This window comes from Rathayibacter sp. Leaf185 (assembly GCF_001423885.1).
Classification (GTDB): Bacteria; Actinomycetota; Actinomycetes; order Actinomycetales; family Microbacteriaceae; genus Rathayibacter.
The window spans coordinates 138,724-156,483 of the sequence record NZ_LMPP01000001.1; the positions used below are offsets into that span (position 1 = coordinate 138,724).

Genomic DNA, 17,760 nt, shown 5'->3' on the forward strand with positions numbered 1-17,760 from the left:
CGGGCCGATCAGCCCCAGGCGCCGTCCTCGGAGGCGCGGATCTCGAGCGCGAGATCCGGCTGATCGGCGAAGACGCCGTCGACGCCGGTGCGGAGGATCGCGCGGAACTCGTCCTGCCAGTCTCCGAACGCGGCCCCGTCCTTGCCGCGGCGGTGCACCTTCTCGAGGAAGCGGTTCTCGGCGCGCAGGGTCCAGCAGTAGACCTCGAGGCCGACCGCGTGGGCGTCGGCGACCAGCGAGTTCGTCCCCGTCGCGCGCCCGGCGCCGTCGCGCGCGAAGAGCATGCTCTTGTCGACGCTCACGCCATCCACCGTCCGGCCGAGTCCGCGCAGGCCCGCCGGAGTGACGAAGTCGGCGTACGGAGTCGCCCGCGAGCCGTGCGCCGCGACCAGATCGGGCGGGGACCCGCGCGACTCGATCAGGAACACCCTCCGCGTGCCGACACCCCGCACCGCGAGGCGCTCGAGCACGGTCTTCTCGAAGCTCTCGATCGTGAGGCGCGGGTCGCGCGGACCCCAGCCGGCCGCGGCGAGCTCCTGCTGCACCAGCACGTCGAGCGGCAAGCCGATCGAGTCGAAGTAGTCGGCGTGCTTGATCTCGGCGACGAGCCCCGGGGGCGCCTCCTCCGCGTCCTCGGCGGCCCGGTCGAGCAGAGCCAGCAGGTCGCTGAAGCGCAGCAGCGGGAACTGCCCGTCGAAGGTGGCGCTCGCGGGGCGTACCGTCGCGAGCCGCTCACGGGCGCGCAGCTCCGACAGCTCGGCCCAGGTGAAGTCCTCGGTGAACCAGCCGGTGACGTCCGCGCCCTCGATCCGCTTGGTCGTCCGGCGGTCGGCGAACTCCGGCCGCCGCTCGATGTCCGTGGTCCCCGAGATCTCGTTCTCGTGCCGCAGCACCAGCACGCCGTCGCGGGTGGCAACGAGATCGGGCTCGACCGCGTCGGCTCCGAGGGCGAGCGCGAGGTCGTAGGCGGAGCGGGTGTGCTCGGGCCGATAGCCGCTCGCTCCGCGGTGGCCGATGACGAGCGGAGTGCGACGCGCGGGCATGCGGCGATCCTACGGGCGGTGCCGCGCGACTCCGGGCGAAGGCGAGGTTCCCTCTTGGGGAATAGCCAGACTCTGAGAGAGGTTCTCAGATACTGTTGACCCACCGTCGGAGGTCCCGAGAGGGAACCGGCGGATCCCGTACACACAGCGACTCAGAACCGCGAGTTCCGTCGGGCCGATCGATCACACCCAGTCCGCCTCACACAAGCGCACCTGAGAGAAGAGGAACCATGGCAAGCAGCAACCCGGCGTTCGGACGCCCGGAGTTCAGCAACCGCGGCTACGCCGGCCGCGTGCAGGACGTCCCGGACGTCTCGCCCGACGCTCTCGACCAGATGTACAACCGTCCGGCCGCCAGCTCGGTCGAGACCGACCGGATGACCGTCGAGGACACCCTGGCGAAGACGGCCCTCGCCTTCGTCGTGCTCCTCGCGGGTGCGGCTGTCGGCTGGTTCATCCCGGGCCTCATGCTCCCGGCCGTGCTCGTCGCGCTCGTCCTCGGCATCGTCAACGCCTTCAAGAAGGTGCCCTCGCCCGCCCTGATCCTCGGCTACGCCGCGACGCAGGGCATCGCGGTCGGCGCCATCTCGGGCATCTTCGAGAACGTCTACGAGGGCGCTGTCGTCCAGGCCCTCCTCGCGACGGTCATCGTGATCGGCGTGACCCTGGCGCTGTTCATGAACGGCAAGATCCGCACCTCGCCGAAGCTGAACAAGATCTTCTTCATCGGGATGATCAGCTACGCGGTCTTCTCGCTGGTCAACCTGGGGCTCGGCCTCTTCGGAGTCGGCGGCGGCTTCGGTCTCCGCACCGGCTTCATCGGCATCGTGATCGGCCTCATCGCCATCGCGCTGGCGACCTACTCGCTCGTGATGGACTTCGAGTTCATCCAGCAGGGCGTGCGCAACCGCGCCCCGCGCATCTACGGCTGGACGGGCGCCTACGGCATCCTCGTCACCGTCGTGTGGATGTACCTCGAGATCCTGCGACTCGTCGCGATCTTCCGCGAGTAGTCCTCCGCTCCACGTCCGACGGGCGCTCGACCTCCGGGTCGGGCGCCCGTCGTCGTTCCCCCCCGATGCCAGGAGCACCTGAGACCATGGAACCCGTGACCGCCACCGCGTCCCCCTCCCGCATCGTCGGTCTCGACGTCGCGCGCGGACTCGCGGTGCTGGGGATGTTCGCCGCTCATCTCGCGCCCTCGAGCCGCGAGATGCCGTGGGACGGCCGGAGCTCCGTGCTGTTCGCGGTTCTTGCCGGAGTCTCCATCGGCCTGATGACCGGGGGCGCCGGCCGCTCCTCGCATCGCCTCCGCGACACCGCGTCCATCCTGCTGCGGGGTCTCTACCTGCTGGTCATCGGCGTCCTGCTGACCCTGCTCGGCACGCCGATCGCCGTGATCCTGCCGCACTACGGAGTGATGTTCGCGGTCGCCGCGCTGCTCCTCTTCCTCCCCCGCGCCGCCCTCGCGGCCCTCGTCGTGCTCTTCGCCGTCATCGGCCCCGTCGTCGTCGACGAGCTCACCGTCTCGGGAGGCGCCTGGGTCAGCGGTCTGACTCCGGATCAGGCGCTCCTCGCCGCGACGCCGCTCACCTGGCTGACGCAGTACTACCCGGTGCCCTCCTGGCTCGCGTACGTCGTGCTGGGCCTGCTGGTCGCCCGCTGCGACATCCGCTCGCCTCTGACGCAGCGCTGGCTGGTCCTCGGCGGCTTCGCGGCCGCCGTCCTCGGCTACGGCGTCGGCGTCGCCCTCGGCGGCCCCGAGAGCGTCGAGGCCCACTCGAGCACCACCGCCGAGATCCTCGGGGCCGGCGGAGTCGCGGCGGTGGCCATCGGCTCGCTCACGGCCCTCACGGCTCGGGTCGCCGCGCTCCGCACCATCACTGCTCCCCTCGCGGCTGTCGGCGCCATGCCGCTGACGATCTACTCGGTGCAGCTCGTCGCGCTCGCGGTCTACCTGCTGCCCTACGAGCCGTTCGACTTCGACGCGTGGCGCAGCTGGAGCCTCCTCGCGTCCTTCGTGGTCTGCTCGGTCGTCTTCGCGCTGCTCTGGCGCCGCTTCGTCGGGCAGGGACCTCTCGAGTGGCTGCTGGCGCGAGCGTCCCTCCGCCCCCGCGCCCCGTCGTCGCAGGAGCGCTGGGCTAGGGTGGCTCGATGATCACGCGACGCGAGGCCGCTCAGCGCCTCGACATCCCCGTCGAGATGGCGACGCGTCACGGGCTGCCGAACCGCCTCTCCGAGGAGGAATTCGCCGCCCTCGAGCAGGAGCCGCCACCCTGGCTCGTGCAGTCGCGTGAGAACCGCACGGGCAGGCGGCCCGTGTGGGTGACACTGGACTGCGCCGTCTGCGGCCGCTCGGAAGCCGCGCGGCCCAAGAAGTGGTGGCCCGACTTCACCTTCCTCGTCTGCGAGGACCACTCCCCCGACGAGTGGCCGCACCACCCCGAGGCGCACCGCCGCGACGAGTACGACGGCATCGGCACGCGCTTCGTCGGCGTCCTCGACACCCCCGTCTGAGGGCCGGAGCCCGACTCTCCGGTTCAGGTGCGATCTGCAGGAGCCGGTGCGGTTCGCAGGAGCTGAGGGTGGCCCTGGACCAGAACATGCGGCAGAACGCCCCTCCCGGCAGAGATCTCCTGCAGATCGCACCGCGACGCCAAGCAACCTTCAAGACCCGGTGCGGTTCGCAGGACCACGTGCGGTTCGCGGGACCACGTGCGGTTCGCAGGACCACGTGCGGTTCGCAGGAGTTGCGGGTCATCCGGACCAGAACGTGCGGCAGAACGCCCCTCTCGACAGCGATCTCCTGCAGATCGCACCGGCACCACTCCGCAACGCAGAACGGGCCCCGCGAAGAGGCCCGTCCGTCAGCGCAGCGTCGCCGCCGCTACTCCCACTCGATGGTGCCCGGGGGCTTCGACGTGACGTCGAGGACCACGCGGTTCACCCCGCTCACCTCGTTGGTGATGCGGTTGGAGATCCGCGCCAGCAGGTCGTAGGGGAGCCGCGTCCAGTCGGCCGTCATCGCGTCCTCGGAGGAGACGGGTCGCAGCACGATCGGGTGCCCGTAGGTGCGTCCGTCGCCCTGCACTCCGACTGAGCGGACGTCGGCCAGCAACACGACCGGGCACTGCCAGATCTCGGAGTCGAGGCCCGCGGCGGTCAGCTCTGCGCGGACGATCGCGTCGGCCTCCTGGAGCAGGTCGAGTCGCTCCTGCGTCACCTCGCCGACGATGCGGATGCCGAGGCCGGGGCCGGGGAAGGGCTGGCGCCCGACGATCGTCTCGGGCAGCCCGAGCTCGCGGCCGATGGCGCGCACCTCGTCCTTGAAGAGGGTGCGCAGCGGCTCGACGAGCGCGAACTGCAGGTCCTCCGGCAGGCCGCCGACGTTGTGGTGCGACTTGATGTTCGCGGTGCCGGTGCCTCCGCCCGACTCGACGACGTCGGGGTAGAGCGTGCCCTGCACGAGGAAGTCGATCGACGCGCCGTCGCCCTGCGCCTCGAGGACGAGCGCCTCGGCGGCACCCTCGAAGCTGCGGATGAACTCGCGGCCGATGATCTTGCGCTTCTGCTCGGGGTCGCTGACTCCCGCGAGGGCGTCGAGGAACTGCTCGCGAGCGTCGACGGTGACGAGGCGGACGCCCGTCGCGGCGACGTAGTCCTCCTCGACCTGGCGGCGCTCGTCCTTGCGCAGGAGGCCGTGGTCGACGAAGACGCACGTCAGCTGGTCGCCGACCGCACGGTGCACGATCGCGGCCGCGACGGCCGAGTCGACGCCTCCGGAGAGACCGCAGATGACGCGGCCCGAGCCGACCTGCTCCTGGATCAGCGCGACCTGATCGTCGATGACGTTCGACGAGTTCCAGTCGGCGGGGATGCCCGCCGCGCGGTGGAGGAAGTTCTCGATGACGGCCTGGCCGTAGGCCGAGTGCTTCACCTCGGGGTGCCACTGCACGCCGTAGAGGCGCCGCTCGTCGCTGCCGAACGCCGCCACCGGGGTCGACGTCGTCGACGCGAGGACCTCGAAGCCCTCCGGTGCCTTCGCGACGGAGTCGCCGTGGCTCATCCACACGGTCTGGTCGGCCGGCTGATCGCCGAGCAGCACGCCACCCTCGGTCGACAGCGCGGCGTCGGTCGCGCCGTACTCGCGGAGGCCCGTGTTCGCGACCTCGCCGCCGAGGGTCTTCGCCATCACCTGGAAGCCGTAGCAGATGCCGAGAACGGGGATGCCGAGGTCGAAGATCGCGGGGTCGAGCTGCGGCGCCCCGTCCTCGTAGACGCTGGAGGGGCCTCCGGAGAGGATGATGCCCACGGGCGACTTCGCCGCGATCTCGGCGGCCGTGGTGTTCGACGGGACGATCTCGGAGTAGACGTTCGCCTCGCGGACGCGCCGCGCGATCAGCTGCGCGTACTGGGCGCCGAAGTCGACGACGAGGACGGGCTGGGCGGCGAGATGCGGCGACGCCGCCTCGGGGCCGGACTGCTGCTCACTGATGGGGGGCCTCCACGGAGTCGGTCGGGGTACGGGGTGTCTTCGGGTCGGCGCTGCGGCGGGCCAGGTACTGCTCGACCTCGCGCGCGATGCGCCCCTCGACGAAGAAGGACAGCGTCGGGATCACTCCGCCGAGCGCGATCAGGATGAAGCGGCTGAACGGCCAGCGCATCAGACTCCACAGGCGGAAGTCCGAGAAGAGGTACACGACGTAGAACCAGCCGTGCGCGATGAGGATGCCGGTCGACACGTTCGCGCCCGTGCCGCTCGACTTGAACTCGCCTCCGGGCACCTCGTACATCGGCGCGAAGTGCAGCACACCCTGCTGGCCGAAGGCGAACAGCTCGAGGTGGAACACGTACTTCAGCAGCATCTCGGCGCAGAGCAGGAGGAGCATGACGCCGGTGATGATCGAGGTCACCCGGTAGAAGCGCAGCGCGCTCCGGATCGCAGGGAACTGCGCGGGCTTGGGCTCGAGGGGCATGGGGTCCAGTTTACGACGCGGAGGAGGGGGCGGCGGCGCGGGCGAGCTCCTCGGCGTCGAGGGCCTCCTCGATCTCGCGCTCCCAGGCGTCCCGCACCAGGCGGTACCAGAGGTAGAGCGCGAAGCCCGCGAAGACCACCCACTCGATCGCGTAGAAGACGTTGAGCCAGTTGAGCGAGACATCGGTCTGCCGGGCCGGCGAGTCGATGGCCTCGAGTCCCTCGACCGGCTGGTCGACGACGACGTAGCCCTGGTACACGTCCTGCGGAGGATCGGGCCAGCGGTTGATCAGCGCGGGGATCGACACGGCGGTGAGGGTCATCGGATCCACGCCCGCGGCGGGCGCCTCGGCCGCCTCGTTCGCGACCAGGCGGCCCTCGAACGACGTGGGCGCCGCCTCGCTCCCGCTGTTCAGTCGGTCGGCGACGTCGCGAGCCGTTCCCTCGTCCTGCGTCCACCCGTAGGCGACGACCAGGTCGGCGGAGTCGGTGCGCGTGCGCGCGATCACCCACCAGCCCTCGTCGCCGCGGTTCAGGCGTCCGCCGACCACCTCGGCCCCGCCGGGGACGAGCGTCGAGGACGCCTCGACCCGCTGACCGTCGGCGGTCGCCGAGATCGGCCTCGAGGCGCTCGCGACCTGGTCGAGGGGCAGGACCGACTCGGAGACTCCGGAGTCGGGAGCCGCGGCGTCGACCGCCCGCCCGATCTGCCACTGGCCGAGCGCGGCGAAGAGCGCGGCGATCAGGAGCGCCAGGAGCAGGGCGCCGATCCAGCGCGGACGCCGAGCGATCTGCCAGACCGTGCTCTGCGCCATGCGTCCCTCGTTCGTACCGGAATCCGCACCGGAGCGCGGACCCGACGAGCCTAGCCCGTGAGGGTGAGAGCTCCCGGGGATCAGTAGTCGGGCTCGACGGGGCGGCGCGGGCGGTCCGACCCGACACCGTCGGACTGCTGCATCGCCTGATCGATCAGGGCCTGGCGCATCGGATCAGGGAACTCGTCGTCGAGCTCGTCCCGCTCGACGGGCCGTTTCGGTACCGGGGTGATCGACGTGCCGGAGGTGTCGGTGTCCTCCTGCAGAGCGGGCGCCGCCATCGCCGCCTCGACGAGAGCGAAGTCCTCCTCCGCCATCGCGGCGCGCGCGGCGGGGGCGGGCCGGTGGCGACGGCGCGAGAGGAAGAGACCGATGCTCTCGGAGCGCGACGCGAGGATCGGCCCGATGATCGCCATGACGAGCACGTAGAGACCGGCGAACGGCTGGATCCGCTCGTCGAGCCCGGCCGAGAGCGACAGCGTCGCCAGGATCAGTGCGAACTCGCCGCGGTTGTGCAGGATGAACGCCGCGTTGAGCCCCGCCCTCGGCCCGAGCTTGTTGAGCCATGCGACGAACTGACCGGCGCCGAGGTTCAGCACGATGGTCATCGCGGAGGCGGCGATCACGGGCACCACGACAGCCGGGAACGCACTCGGATCGAGCCCGAGGCCGAAGTTCACGAAGAAGAACGCGCCGAAGACGTCGCGGAGCGGGATGGCGATGTGCTCGACCCGCGAGCGGAACCGCGTCGCCCCGATCACGAGCCCGATCAGGAACGCGCCGATCGCGTCGGTCACTCCGAGCACTTCGCCGATGCCGCCGAAGAGGAGCGCCAGCCCGAAGAAGAGGATGGTGAAGAGCTCGTCGTCGCGGGTGCGGAACAGCCGCGAGACGACTCGCCCGCCCCAGCGCGCCACCGAGAACATCACGACCAGGAACGCGAACGCGATCAGCAGCTTGAGGATCACCGGCCACGGCTCGGTCTCGCCCGAGAGTACGACCGACACGATGGCCAGGTAGACGGCGATGAAGATGTCCTCGACGACCGTGACGCCCAGGATCATCGGCGTCTCGGGGTTCGCCAGCCGCTTGAGCTCGATCAGCAGCTTCGTGACGATGGCGCTCGAGCTGGTGGCCGTGATGCCCGCCACGACGAGCGCCTCCTGGCTCCCCCAGCCCAGCAGGAAGCCGAAGCCGAGCCCCGCCGCCATGTTGACGCCGATGTACGTGCCGCCCGACAGGATGAGCCGGCCTGCGTTGCCGAAGAACTCGTCCTGGTCGAACTCGAGACCGAGGTTGAACAGCAGCAGGATCAGGCCGAAGACGGCCGTCAGCTCGATGTAGGTGGAGTCGAAGTCGAGCGGGAACCAGTGGAAGTTCGGGCTCGCGAGCAGCCCGACGACCATGTATATGGGGATCGCCGGGAGTCCGATCGTCCGCCCCAGGCGGCCGAGGACGTAGGCGACGACGAACAGGATGCCCAGGACGATGAGGTCTTCGCCGTGGTGCATCCTCAGACTCCGGGCGGCGTCTCGGGGGCCTTGGCGAACACGCCGGAGCGGAAGAAGGAGAACGCCTTCGCGACCTTCTCCGGGCTGCCCGCGACGACGAGGGTGTCGCCGGGGAACACACGGAAGTCGGGGGCGGGTGCCGGGTTGGCCGCGTCCCCCCGCACGACGGCGACGACCGTCAGGCCGACGATGCCGCGGTCGGCGGGCTTGCCGAGCTGCTGCCCGGCGATGTGGTCGTCGTAGTCGACCGTGAACCAGTCGATCGAGAGGCCGGGGATCTGGTCGAGCGCGGTGAGCGACTCGGTGATCTGGGTGCCGCCGAGCAGCTCGGCCAGCGTGTGCGCCTCGTCGTCGCTGAGACGGAGGGAGACCTTCGCGCCGTCCTGGTCGCCCTCGGCGAACGTGATCAGGTCGCTGTGACCGGAGCGGTGGGCGATGACGCCGACCTTGCCGCCGTCGGCCGTCAGGAACGTGTGCAGTACCCCGACTCCGGGCAGCTTCACCCTGCGGACCTCGACCATGCGTGCTCCATCCGCGCCGGACGGCGCTCCTACCTCGGGGGACCCTCCCAGCTTAGGTGCGCCGCACCTCGCCCCTGCGGCCGTTCGCCGGAGGGGAACGCCGAGGGAACCCCGGTTCGGTGAGGCTCAGCTGGGCTGGTACGGGGCGACGACGACCTCGACGCGCTGGAACTCCTTGAGGTCGGAGTAGCCGGTGGTGGCCATCGAGCGGCGGAGAGCACCGATCAGGTTGGCGGTGCCGTTCGCGTCGGTCGCGGGGCCGTTGAGGACCTGCTCGAGGGTGCCGACGGTGCCGACCTGCACGCGGCGTCCGCGGGGCAGCTGCGGGTGGTGCGCCTCCTGACCCCAGTGCCAGCCGCCGCCCGGCGCGTCGGTCGCGCGGGCGAGCGCGGAGCCGAGCATCACGGCGTCGGCGCCGACGGCGATCGCCTTGACGATGTCGCCCGAGGTGCCGAGGCCGCCGTCGGCGATGACGTGCACGTAGCGTCCGCCCGACTCGTCGAGGTAGTCGCGGCGAGCGCCGGCGACATCGGCGACCGCGGTGGCCATCGGAGCCTGGATGCCGAGGGTGGCGCGCGTGGTCGAGGCGGCGCCGCCTCCGAAGCCGACCAGGACGCCCGCAGCGCCCGTGCGCATCAGGTGCAGGGCGGCCGTGTAGGTCGAGGCCCCGCCGACGATGACCGGGACGTCGAGCTCGTAGATGAACTTCTTGAGGTTGAGCGGCTCCGTGTCGCGCGACACGTGCTCGGCCGAGACGGTGGTGCCGCGGATGACGAACACATCGACTCCTGCATCGACGACCGTCTGGTAGAGCTCGGCCGTGCGCTGCGGCGAGAGCGCCCCGGCGACCGTCACGCCTGCGGCACGGATCTCGTTGAGCCGCGCCGTCACCAGCTCCGGCTTGATCGGCTCCGAGTAGATCTCCTGCATGCGCTGCGTCGCCCGCTCGGCGGGCAGTTCGCGGATCTCGGCCAGCAGCGGTTCTGGGTCCTCGTATCGCGTCCACAGCCCCTCGAGGTCGAGCACGCCGAGCGCTCCCAGCCTGCCCAGCGTGATCGCCGTCGTCGGCGACACCACCGAGTCCATCGGCGCCGCCAGGATCGGCGTCGCGAACTGGTAGGCGTCGATCGCCCACTTCACCGACACCACTTCGGGGTCGCGCGTGCGCCGGCTCGGGACGACAGCGATGTCGTCGAAGGCATAGGCACGGCGCGCGCGCTTGGCACGCCCGATCTCGATCTCCATGGGCAGCAGTTTACTTGAGCCTCGCTCCTCGCTTCGCTCGTCGCTCGGCCGCAGTCGGCCCCGGCAGCTGGTCGCTTCTCAGAGAGCGTCCCGCGTCCGCGCCACAACGATCCGCACGGTGCTCTCGAGCCGCGCTCCTCGCTGCGCTCGTCGCACGGCCGCAGTCGGCCAGGCAGGGCGGTTGCGTCTCAGAAAGCGTCCCGCCGCCCGCGGCACGACGATCCGCTCGAACGCGGATCGCCGATCACCGCTCCCCCCTCACGAGGTCGCAGCGTCGAAGCCGCCCGCGCATGAGTCTGCACGTAGGCGAAGGCGCAGTCGCGGTGGGCGAAGCCCGCTCGCGCTGCGTCGCTCGGCCACCAGAGACTGCTGTGCTGCCTCGAGAGGCGCCGGATCGTGATGGTGCCCCCTCCGGCGTGGTGGGCGTATGGGCCGCAGGCCCATCGGGCAGAGGGGGCACCATCACGATCCGGTGCCGGCCCTCACCGGACGACCGACGACTCAGCGCCGGTAGTTCGGCGCCTCCACCACCATCTGCACATCATGCGGATGCGACTCCTTCAACCCCGCCGGCGTGATCCGCACGAACCTCCCCCGCTCCTTGAGCTCCGAGATCGTCCGCGCCCCCACGTAGAACATCGACTGCCGCAGCCCGCCCGCGAGCTGGTAGGCCACGTTCGCGAGCGGCCCGCGGTACGGGACCTGCCCCTCGATGCCTTCGGCGATCAGCTTGTCGTCCGAGGGCACGTCCGACTGGAAGTAGCGGTCCTTCGAGTAGGAGGTGCGCTCGCCGCGCGTCTGGAGCGCCCCGAGCGATCCCATGCCGCGGTAGTTCTTGTACTGCTTGCCGTTCTGGAAGACGAGGTCGCCGGGGCTCTCCTCGCAACCGGCGAGGAGCGAGCCGAGCATGACCGTGTCGGCGCCGGCGACGAGGGCCTTGGCGATGTCTCCGGAGTACTGGAGTCCGCCGTCGGCGATGACCGGGACGCCGGCTTCGCGGGCGGCGAGGGATGCCTCGTAGACAGCGGTGACCTGGGGCACTCCGACGCCGGCGACGACGCGGGTGGTGCAGATCGAGCCGGGTCCGACTCCGACCTTGATGGCGTCGGCTCCGGCGTCGACGAGCGCCTGGGCGCCGGAGCGGGTGGCGACGTTGCCGCCGATGACGTCCACTCCGGCGAACGCGGGGTCGGACTTGAGGCGGCGGATGATGTCGAGCACGCCGGCGGAGTCGCCGTTGGCGGTGTCGACGACGATCACGTCGACTCCGGCCTCGAGGAGCGCGGTGGCGCGCTGCCAGGCGTCGCCGAAGAAGCCGATGGCCGCCCCGACCCGCAGGCGCCCGGAGGCGTCCTTGGTCGCGTTGGGGTACTGCTCCGACTTGTCGAAGTCCTTGACCGTGATGAGCCCGGCGAGCTTGCCCTGCTCGTCGACGAGCGGGAGCTTCTCGATCTTGTGCTGCGCGAACAGCGCGATGACCTCGCTGTCGGGGATGCCGACGCGGCCGGTGATCAGGCCGGAGCTGGTCATCACGTCGCGGACGAGGGTCGACGCCTTCTCGAACGGCGAGACGAAGCGCATGTCGCGGTTGGTGATGATGCCGACGAGGACACCGGTCGAGTCGACGACGGGGAGTCCGCTGATGCGGTACTGCCCGCAGAGGTCGTCGACCTGGGCGACGGTGGCGTCGGGAGTCGTGGTGACGGGGTTCGAGACCATCCCGGATTCACTGCGCTTGACGCGGTCGACCTGATCGGACTGGTCGGCGATCGAGAGGTTGCGGTGCAGGATGCCGATGCCGCCCTGGCGGGCCATGGCGATCGCCATCCGCGCCTCGGTCACCGTGTCCATCGCCGCCGAGAGCAGCGGGGTCGCGACGGTGATGCGCTTGGTCAGCCGGGAGGTCGTGTCGGCCTCGCTCGGGATGACGTCGGTGTGCCCGGGGAGGAGCATGACGTCGTCGTAGGTGAGTCCGAGGAATCCGAAGGGATCCGGCTGGTCCATCAAGGCCCCTTTTACATTGTCGACTGCGGGTGCCCGGGAGAGTGGAGGGAGGGCGTCCGGTCCCGAGTGCCCGGATGCTCAATCTTAAGCGTCGGGGCGGGCCGTCTATTCCGTCCGGACGGGGCGGTCGGAGCGCAAGCACTGCGCCGGGAGCGCGCGGGAGCGCTCCACGCCCCGCATAATGTCGTCACGCACACGTGCCGACGGGGAAACACCGCCGACACATGCGGAACGTATGGTCAACCAACGTTGTTTGACGACGGCGACTCGCGCCTGCCCGTTCGGGCCTGCTCGAGGACCCCATCCGTCTGTGCACCCTGACGAGAGGTAGACGTCTTGCTCACAGCCAGCCGTTCGACGCGCCACAAGCGCGCGACGACCCTGCATCCGACGGACCGGGAGGCACCCCGTGGATAGGAGGCCTCCGAGATCCGCTCGTCTCCGCGACCGCCTGCTCGCGCTCGGCCTCCTCGCCGCGACCCTCACGGGGATCGCCGCCGCCGCGCCGGCAGCCCTCGCCGCGACCAGCGCCGACCAGTCGATCATCGCCTGGGTCCGCGTCCAGGGCACGAACGAGAACCTCGCGGGAGTGAGTGTCGAGATCGCGGGTGACGCCACCGCGACGGTGACCACCGGCGACGACGGCCGGGCCACCTTCCCGCTCGACGCCGCCGGCACGTACACCGTGACCGTCGACGAGCAGACGCTCCCCGCCGACAAGGGCTACCCGGCCGCCGGGCAGAACCCGAAGGAGGTGAAGATCGTCGCCTCGCAGAACCAGATCGTGAACTTCATCGTCTCGACGGCGAATCCGATCGGCTCCGGAGCAACGGCTCCGGTCCCCTCCGACTCCGCTGCTCCGACGACTCCCGCCACCGAGGGCACGACCGGCAACGGCGCGACCAACCCCGACGGCACGTCGAACGCGATCACCCCGCCGGTGTCGGCCGACACCTTCTGGATCATCTTCTGGCCCAAGGTCGTCACCGGCCTGATCTTCGGACTCCTGATCGCCCTCGCGGCGATCGGCGCCTCGCTGATCTACGGCGTGACGGGGCTGAACAACTTCGCGCACGGCGAGCTCGTCACCTTCGGCGCCCTGATGGCCTACCTCTTCTCCGGGGTCTTCGGGCTGCCGGCGCTGCTCGCGATCCCGATAGCGGTGATCCTCGGAGGCGCCTTCGGCTTCGCGCAGGACGGCCTGCTCTGGAAGCCGCTGCGCAAGAAGGGCATCCAGCTCATCCCGCTGATGATCGTCACGATCGGCCTGTCCCTCGCGCTGCGCTACACGTTCGTGTTCTTCTTCGGCGCCGACCGACTCTCGCTCCCCAACAGCACCGCTCCGTTCTTCACGGTCCCCGAGCTCGGGATCAGCCTGAAGTTCACCGACCTCGTCGGTGCGGTCATCGGTGTCATCTGCATCGTGGGTGTCGCCTTCGTGCTGACGAAGACGAAGATCGGCAAGGCGATGCGCGCCGTCTCCGACAACCGCGCACTCGCCTCCGCCTCGGGCATCAACGTCGAGCGCGTCATCCGCGTCGTCTGGGTCATGTCGGGTGCGCTCGCCGCACTCGCAGGCGTCTACATCGGCTACTACCAGTCGCTGCGCTGGGACACCGGAGCATCGATCCTGCTGCTGATCTTCGCGGCGATCACGCTCGGCGGGCTCGGCTCGGCCTACGGCGCACTGGTCGGCTCGCTCATCATCGGCCTGATGATGAACATCTCGACGATCTGGATCCCGGAGAACCTCAAGTACGTGGCTCCGCTGGTCCTCATGATCATCATCCTGCTGGTCAGGCCGCAGGGCATCCTCGGTCGCAAGGAACGGATCGGCTGACACCATGAACCTCAACTTCATCTGGCTGGCGATCGGGCAGATCGTCGACCCCACCGTCGCCGCCTACGCCCTCGCGACGATCGGCCTGGTCATCCACTTCGGATTCACCGGTCTCCTCAACTTCGGACAGGCCGGCTTCATGGCGGTGGGCGGCTACGCCTTCGCCATCACGTCGGTCAAGTTCGAGTGGCCCGTCTGGGGCTCCCTCCTCGCGACCATCGTCGCGGCGACGGTGTTCGCACTGATCCTGGGCATCCCGACACTGCGGTTGCGCGCCGACTACCTGTCGATCGTGACCATCGCGGCGGCCGAGATCATCCGGCTCTCGGTCAAGACACCCGAGTTCTCGGCCGTCACCGGAGGCTCGGAGGGCATCAACGGCGCCGCCCGCGCCTTCAACGACCTCAACCCGCTCCCGGAGGGGCGCTGGGGCATCGGCGTCCTGACCTACAGCCAGGACCAGTGGTGGGTGCGCATCGTCGGCTGGACCCTCGTCCTGCTCGCCTGCCTCCTGGTGTTCCTCCTGATGCGCAGCCCCTGGGGACGCGTCATCAAGGGCATCCGCGAGGACGAGGACGCCGTTCGCTCGCTCGGCAAGAACGTCTTCTCGTACAAGATCCAGGCGCTGATCCTCGGTGGCGTGCTGGGCGGCCTGGCCGGAGCGCTGTTCATCCTGCCCCGCTCGCTGCAGCCCGACAACTACGGCACCCAGCTCACGTTCTTCCTCTACACGATCATGCTGCTGGGCGGTGCTGCGACGGTCTTCGGACCGGTCGTCGGCTCGATCATCTTCTGGGTCGTGCTGGGCCTGACCGACGGTCTCCTCACGCTCGGGATCGACACCGGGGTCCTCAACAACGACCTCATCCGCCTCACCACCGTGCAGACCGGCCCGATCCGGTTCATCGTGGTGGGGGTCGCGCTCATGCTCCTGGTGATCTTCAGACCCCAGGGGATCTTCGGCAAGAAGAAGGATCTCCACTTTGCCTAAAACGCCTGTCTCGGACATCACCGAGGACGAGATCGTCCCCGGGGTCAAGAAGAAGGACCCCATCGTCGTCGCCGACAGCGTCAGCCGGCGCTTCGGCGGCCTGACCGCGGTCGACGTCGCCCACGTCGAGATCCCCCGCGGCTCCATCACGGCCCTGATCGGCCCGAACGGCGCCGGCAAGACGACGTTCTTCAACCTGCTGACGGGCTTCGACAAGCCCAACACGGGCCGCTGGAACTTCAAGGGGAAGAACCTCGCCAACGTCCCGGCCTACAAGGTGTCGCGGATGGGCATGGTCCGCACGTTCCAGCTCACCAAGGCCCTCGGCGGCATGACGGTGCTCGAGAACATGCTCCTCGGGGCCAAGGGGCAGAAGGGCGAGAACATCTTCACCTCGCTCATCCGCCCGCTGTGGTCGAAGGAGGAGGAGTCGATCGAGGAGCGCGCGATCCGCCTGCTCGAGAAGTTCAAGCTCGACACGAAGAAGGACGACTACGCCTCGAGCCTCTCGGGCGGGCAGAAGAAGCTGCTCGAGATGGCGCGGGCACTGATGTCGGAGCCCGAGCTGGTCATGCTCGACGAGCCGATGGCGGGCGTGAACCCGGCCCTGACGCAGTCGCTCCTGGGTCACATCGTGAATCTGAAGGACGAGGGCATGACCGTCCTCTTCGTCGAGCACGACATGCACATGGTCAACACCATCGCCGACTGGGTGATCGTGATGGCCGAGGGCAAGGTCGTCGCGGAGGGTCCGCCCTCCACCGTCATGAACGACCAGGCCGTCATCGACGCCTACCTGGGCGCCCACCACGACACCGATCTCGGCACCGTCGAAGGGCAGCTCGAGATCGCCGAGGAGATGGAGTCGGACCTCGTGCGCGAGGACGTCGAGAGGCAGGCGGCGGAGGCCGGCATCGCGCCGCCCACCGCGGCGCCGGCCTCGCCGACGGTCGACTTCGGGAAGGACAAGGAATGAGCGTCGACACGCCCAACACCCTCGAGACCCACGACCTCCACGCGGGGTACGTGCCGGGGGTGAACATCCTCAACGGCTCGAACGTCTACGTGAAGAAGGGCGAGCTCGTCGGCATCATCGGTCCCAACGGCGCCGGCAAGTCGACGCTCCTGAAGGCGATGTTCGGGCTGGTGAACATCCGCCAGGGCACGGTCATCCTGAACGGCGAGGACATCACCGGGCAGAAGGCCGACAAGCTGGTCTCGAAGGGCGTCGGCTTCGTGCCGCAGAACAACAACGTCTTCCCGTCGCTCACCATCGAGGAGAACCTCGAGATGGGCGTCTACCAGAAGCCGAAGACCTACCGTCAGCGACTCGAGTTCGTGACCGAGCTCTTCCCCGAGCTGTCCAAGCGCCTCAAGCAGCGTTCCGGATCGCTCTCGGGCGGAGAGCGCCAGATGGTGGCGATGTCGCGGGCCCTGATGATGGACCCGTCGATGCTGCTGCTCGACGAGCCGAGTGCCGGTCTCTCGCCGATGCGCCAGGACGAGACGTTCGTCAACGTCCAGCGGATCAACCGGGCCGGAGTCTCGATCATGATCGTCGAGCAGAACGCCCGCCGCGCTCTGCAGATCTGCGACCGCGGCTACGTGCTCGACCAGGGCCGTGACGCCTACGAGGGCAAGGGGCGCGAGCTCATGAACGACCCCAAGGTGATCGAGCTCTACCTGGGCACGCTCGCGACGACCAACGAGGTCACCACGAGCACGCCCACCGTCGGCGGCTGAGTCCACCGCACCGTCCGGGGCCCGTCGTCCGCCGTGAGGCGGCGGCGGACCCTCTGCGTCCCTCAGGAGGGCCGGATGCGCCGCATCGCGTCAGTGCTCGTGCCCGCCGTCCTGGCGACGCTCCTGGCCGGCTGCGGCCCCGGACCGGTGACGGAGATGCCCGAGGGCGTGAGCGTCGGCATCCGGCAGAACCGGGACGACTACGGCCCCCGGCGCCTGGAGGTGCTGGTCCGGAACGACACTGCCGCGCCGCTCGATGTCTGGGAGGCGCGGTTCGACTCCTCCGCCTTCACGGAGGCCGTCGTGACGGCCGAGCCGACGACCATCCGCGCGGGGGCGACGACCGCGCTGCGCCTCCAGCTGCCCCCGCCCGACTGCTCGGGCGAGCCCGATGCCGCCGTGCGCCTCGCCTTCACGCAGGGGGCCGTCTCCGGCACCGTCTCCCTCACCCCCGACGATCCGTTCGGCAGTGTCGCGCGGATCCACGACGAGGACTGCCTCGCAGCGCGAGTGGCCGACGTGGTCGACATCGTGCCGGGCGACGCGGTCGTCGTCGGGCAGGAGAACGGCGAGGCCGTCGCTCACCTGACCCTCACGCTCACTCCGACCGGAGGGCCCGGAGCGGTGAGCATCGACGGCATCGCGCGGACGATCCTGCTGCGCCCCGCCTCGGGCGCCGACTCCTGGCCCGCCGGCGTCCGCCTCGACGCGGCGTCCGCGCCGGTCGTCCTTGATCTGGCGATCGTGCCGAACAACTGCAACACGCACACGGTCTCGGAGGACAAGCGCGGCACCTTCCTGCCGGTCTCGGTCGGGGTCGCCGACGGCGCCTCCGGAATCGTCCCGATCGGCGTGAGCGATGCCGTGCGCGGAGCGCTGTACGACTACATCGCCGCCGGCTACTGCCGGTGGTGACCGGATCGAGCCGAGGAACTCTCCGGCTCTGCGTCCCGCTTGCGAGGGACAGGGTCGGTGCCGGTTTGCCGTAATTTTGGTGACACGAGACGTCGCTCCCGGCAGGCTGCGCGGGCCTTTTCCTCCTGATCGGAGGCGGAATCGCCACTGCACGGGG

16 protein-coding genes are annotated in these 17,760 nt (G+C 69.7%); 8 read left to right on the forward strand and 8 right to left on the reverse strand.

Translation table 11 applies throughout. From position 1 onward, the window contains the following. Window positions 1-8 precede the first annotated feature (8 nt). Window positions 9-1,043, reverse strand: coding sequence for a glycerophosphodiester phosphodiesterase family protein (locus tag ASG06_RS00705; protein ID WP_056037149.1), 1,035 nt, complete (start codon window positions 1,041-1,043; stop codon window positions 9-11). 230 nt (window positions 1,044-1,273) lie between these two features. Between ASG06_RS00705 and ASG06_RS00710 the strand changes: the two genes are divergently transcribed. The 3 genes from ASG06_RS00710 (at window position 1,274) to ASG06_RS00720 (ending at window position 3,560) form a co-directional block, all read left to right on the forward strand. Beyond that, window positions 1,274-2,056 (forward strand): Bax inhibitor-1/YccA family protein, encoded by a 783-nt coding sequence (locus tag ASG06_RS00710; RefSeq protein WP_056037151.1) that lies wholly within the window; start codon window positions 1,274-1,276, stop codon window positions 2,054-2,056. Window positions 2,057-2,151: 95 nt separating this feature from the next. Further along, window positions 2,152-3,201, forward strand: a complete 1,050-nt coding sequence (locus ASG06_RS00715; RefSeq protein WP_162238988.1) for a DUF418 domain-containing protein — start codon at window positions 2,152-2,154, stop codon at window positions 3,199-3,201. Beyond that, on the forward strand, window positions 3,198-3,560 hold the full coding sequence (locus tag ASG06_RS00720; RefSeq protein ID WP_056037155.1) for a hypothetical protein: 363 nt from the start codon (window positions 3,198-3,200) through the stop codon (window positions 3,558-3,560). The genes ASG06_RS00715 and ASG06_RS00720 overlap by 4 nt, the downstream gene beginning before the upstream one ends. A gap of 370 nt (window positions 3,561-3,930) precedes the next feature. Here ASG06_RS00720 and guaA read toward each other — a convergent pair whose 3' ends face one another. The 7 genes from guaA to guaB form a co-directional block, all read right to left on the reverse strand. Continuing rightward, complete coding sequence (guaA, locus tag ASG06_RS00725) at window positions 3,931-5,538, reverse strand: glutamine-hydrolyzing GMP synthase (protein WP_056037159.1); 1,608 nt, start codon at window positions 5,536-5,538, stop codon at window positions 3,931-3,933. Further along, on the reverse strand, window positions 5,531-6,019 hold the full coding sequence (locus tag ASG06_RS00730) for a DUF3817 domain-containing protein (RefSeq protein ID WP_056037163.1): 489 nt from the start codon (window positions 6,017-6,019) through the stop codon (window positions 5,531-5,533). Before ASG06_RS00730 ends, guaA begins: the two co-directional genes overlap by 8 nt. Window positions 6,020-6,029: 10 nt before the next feature. Continuing rightward, window positions 6,030-6,833, reverse strand: a complete 804-nt coding sequence (locus ASG06_RS00735) for an SURF1 family cytochrome oxidase biogenesis protein (protein ID WP_056037166.1) — start codon at window positions 6,831-6,833, stop codon at window positions 6,030-6,032. Window positions 6,834-6,913: 80 nt separating this feature from the next. Continuing rightward, on the reverse strand, window positions 6,914-8,344 hold the full coding sequence (locus tag ASG06_RS00740; RefSeq protein WP_056037168.1) for a cation:proton antiporter: 1,431 nt from the start codon (window positions 8,342-8,344) through the stop codon (window positions 6,914-6,916). Between the two features lie 2 nt (window positions 8,345-8,346). Beyond that, on the reverse strand, window positions 8,347-8,865 hold the full coding sequence (locus tag ASG06_RS00745) for a cation:proton antiporter regulatory subunit (RefSeq protein ID WP_056037171.1): 519 nt from the start codon (window positions 8,863-8,865) through the stop codon (window positions 8,347-8,349). Between the two features lie 126 nt (window positions 8,866-8,991). Further along, window positions 8,992-10,110, reverse strand: coding sequence for a GuaB3 family IMP dehydrogenase-related protein (locus tag ASG06_RS00750; RefSeq protein ID WP_056037175.1), 1,119 nt, complete (start codon window positions 10,108-10,110; stop codon window positions 8,992-8,994). A gap of 501 nt (window positions 10,111-10,611) precedes the next feature. Beyond that, on the reverse strand, window positions 10,612-12,114 hold the full coding sequence (guaB, locus tag ASG06_RS00755) for an IMP dehydrogenase (protein WP_056037178.1): 1,503 nt from the start codon (window positions 12,112-12,114) through the stop codon (window positions 10,612-10,614). Window positions 12,115-12,523: 409 nt separating this feature from the next. On the opposite strand from guaB, the gene ASG06_RS00760 reads away from it, so the two are divergent. The 5 genes from ASG06_RS00760 (at window position 12,524) to ASG06_RS00780 (ending at window position 17,603) form a co-directional block, all read left to right on the forward strand. Beyond that, a complete protein-coding gene (locus ASG06_RS00760) occupies window positions 12,524-13,954 on the forward strand; it encodes an ABC transporter permease subunit (protein WP_056037181.1) in 1,431 nt (476 codons plus the stop codon). A gap of 4 nt (window positions 13,955-13,958) precedes the next feature. After that, on the forward strand, window positions 13,959-14,945 hold the full coding sequence (locus ASG06_RS00765) for a branched-chain amino acid ABC transporter permease (protein WP_056037184.1): 987 nt from the start codon (window positions 13,959-13,961) through the stop codon (window positions 14,943-14,945). Next, a complete protein-coding gene (locus tag ASG06_RS00770; RefSeq protein ID WP_056037186.1) occupies window positions 14,938-15,921 on the forward strand; it encodes an ABC transporter ATP-binding protein in 984 nt (327 codons plus the stop codon). Before ASG06_RS00765 ends, ASG06_RS00770 begins: the two co-directional genes overlap by 8 nt. Continuing rightward, window positions 15,918-16,688: an ABC transporter ATP-binding protein gene (locus ASG06_RS00775; protein ID WP_056037188.1), complete on the forward strand. Its 771-nt coding sequence runs from the start codon at window positions 15,918-15,920 to the stop codon at window positions 16,686-16,688. Before ASG06_RS00770 ends, ASG06_RS00775 begins: the two co-directional genes overlap by 4 nt. A 75-nt stretch (window positions 16,689-16,763) precedes the next feature. Next, a complete protein-coding gene (locus tag ASG06_RS00780; protein WP_056037191.1) occupies window positions 16,764-17,603 on the forward strand; it encodes a hypothetical protein in 840 nt (279 codons plus the stop codon). Window positions 17,604-17,760 lie beyond the last annotated feature (157 nt).

Excerpts from the sequence above, each read along its gene's own strand:
- ASG06_RS00740 (WP_056037168.1), bottom strand. The coding sequence starts at position 8,344 with ATGCACCACGGCGAAGACCTCATCGTCCTGGGCATCCTGTTCGTCGTC.
- guaB (WP_056037178.1), bottom strand. The coding sequence starts at position 12,114 with ATGGACCAGCCGGATCCCTTCGGATTCCTCGGACTCACCTACGACGAC.
- ASG06_RS00775 (WP_056037188.1), top strand. The coding sequence starts at position 15,918 with ATGAGCGTCGACACGCCCAACACCCTCGAGACCCACGACCTCCACGCG.
- ASG06_RS00745 (WP_056037171.1), bottom strand. The coding sequence starts at position 8,865 with ATGGTCGAGGTCCGCAGGGTGAAGCTGCCCGGAGTCGGGGTACTGCAC.
- ASG06_RS00705 (WP_056037149.1), bottom strand. The coding sequence starts at position 1,043 with ATGCCCGCGCGTCGCACTCCGCTCGTCATCGGCCACCGCGGAGCGAGC.
- ASG06_RS00780 (WP_056037191.1), top strand. The coding sequence starts at position 16,764 with ATGCGCCGCATCGCGTCAGTGCTCGTGCCCGCCGTCCTGGCGACGCTC.
- ASG06_RS00765 (WP_056037184.1), top strand. The coding sequence starts at position 13,959 with ATGAACCTCAACTTCATCTGGCTGGCGATCGGGCAGATCGTCGACCCC.
- ASG06_RS00730 (WP_056037163.1), bottom strand. The coding sequence starts at position 6,019 with ATGCCCCTCGAGCCCAAGCCCGCGCAGTTCCCTGCGATCCGGAGCGCG.
- ASG06_RS00750 (WP_056037175.1), bottom strand. The coding sequence starts at position 10,110 with ATGGAGATCGAGATCGGGCGTGCCAAGCGCGCGCGCCGTGCCTATGCC.
- ASG06_RS00735 (WP_056037166.1), bottom strand. The coding sequence starts at position 6,833 with ATGGCGCAGAGCACGGTCTGGCAGATCGCTCGGCGTCCGCGCTGGATC.
- ASG06_RS00710 (WP_056037151.1), top strand. The coding sequence starts at position 1,274 with ATGGCAAGCAGCAACCCGGCGTTCGGACGCCCGGAGTTCAGCAACCGC.
- ASG06_RS00720 (WP_056037155.1), top strand. The coding sequence starts at position 3,198 with ATGATCACGCGACGCGAGGCCGCTCAGCGCCTCGACATCCCCGTCGAG.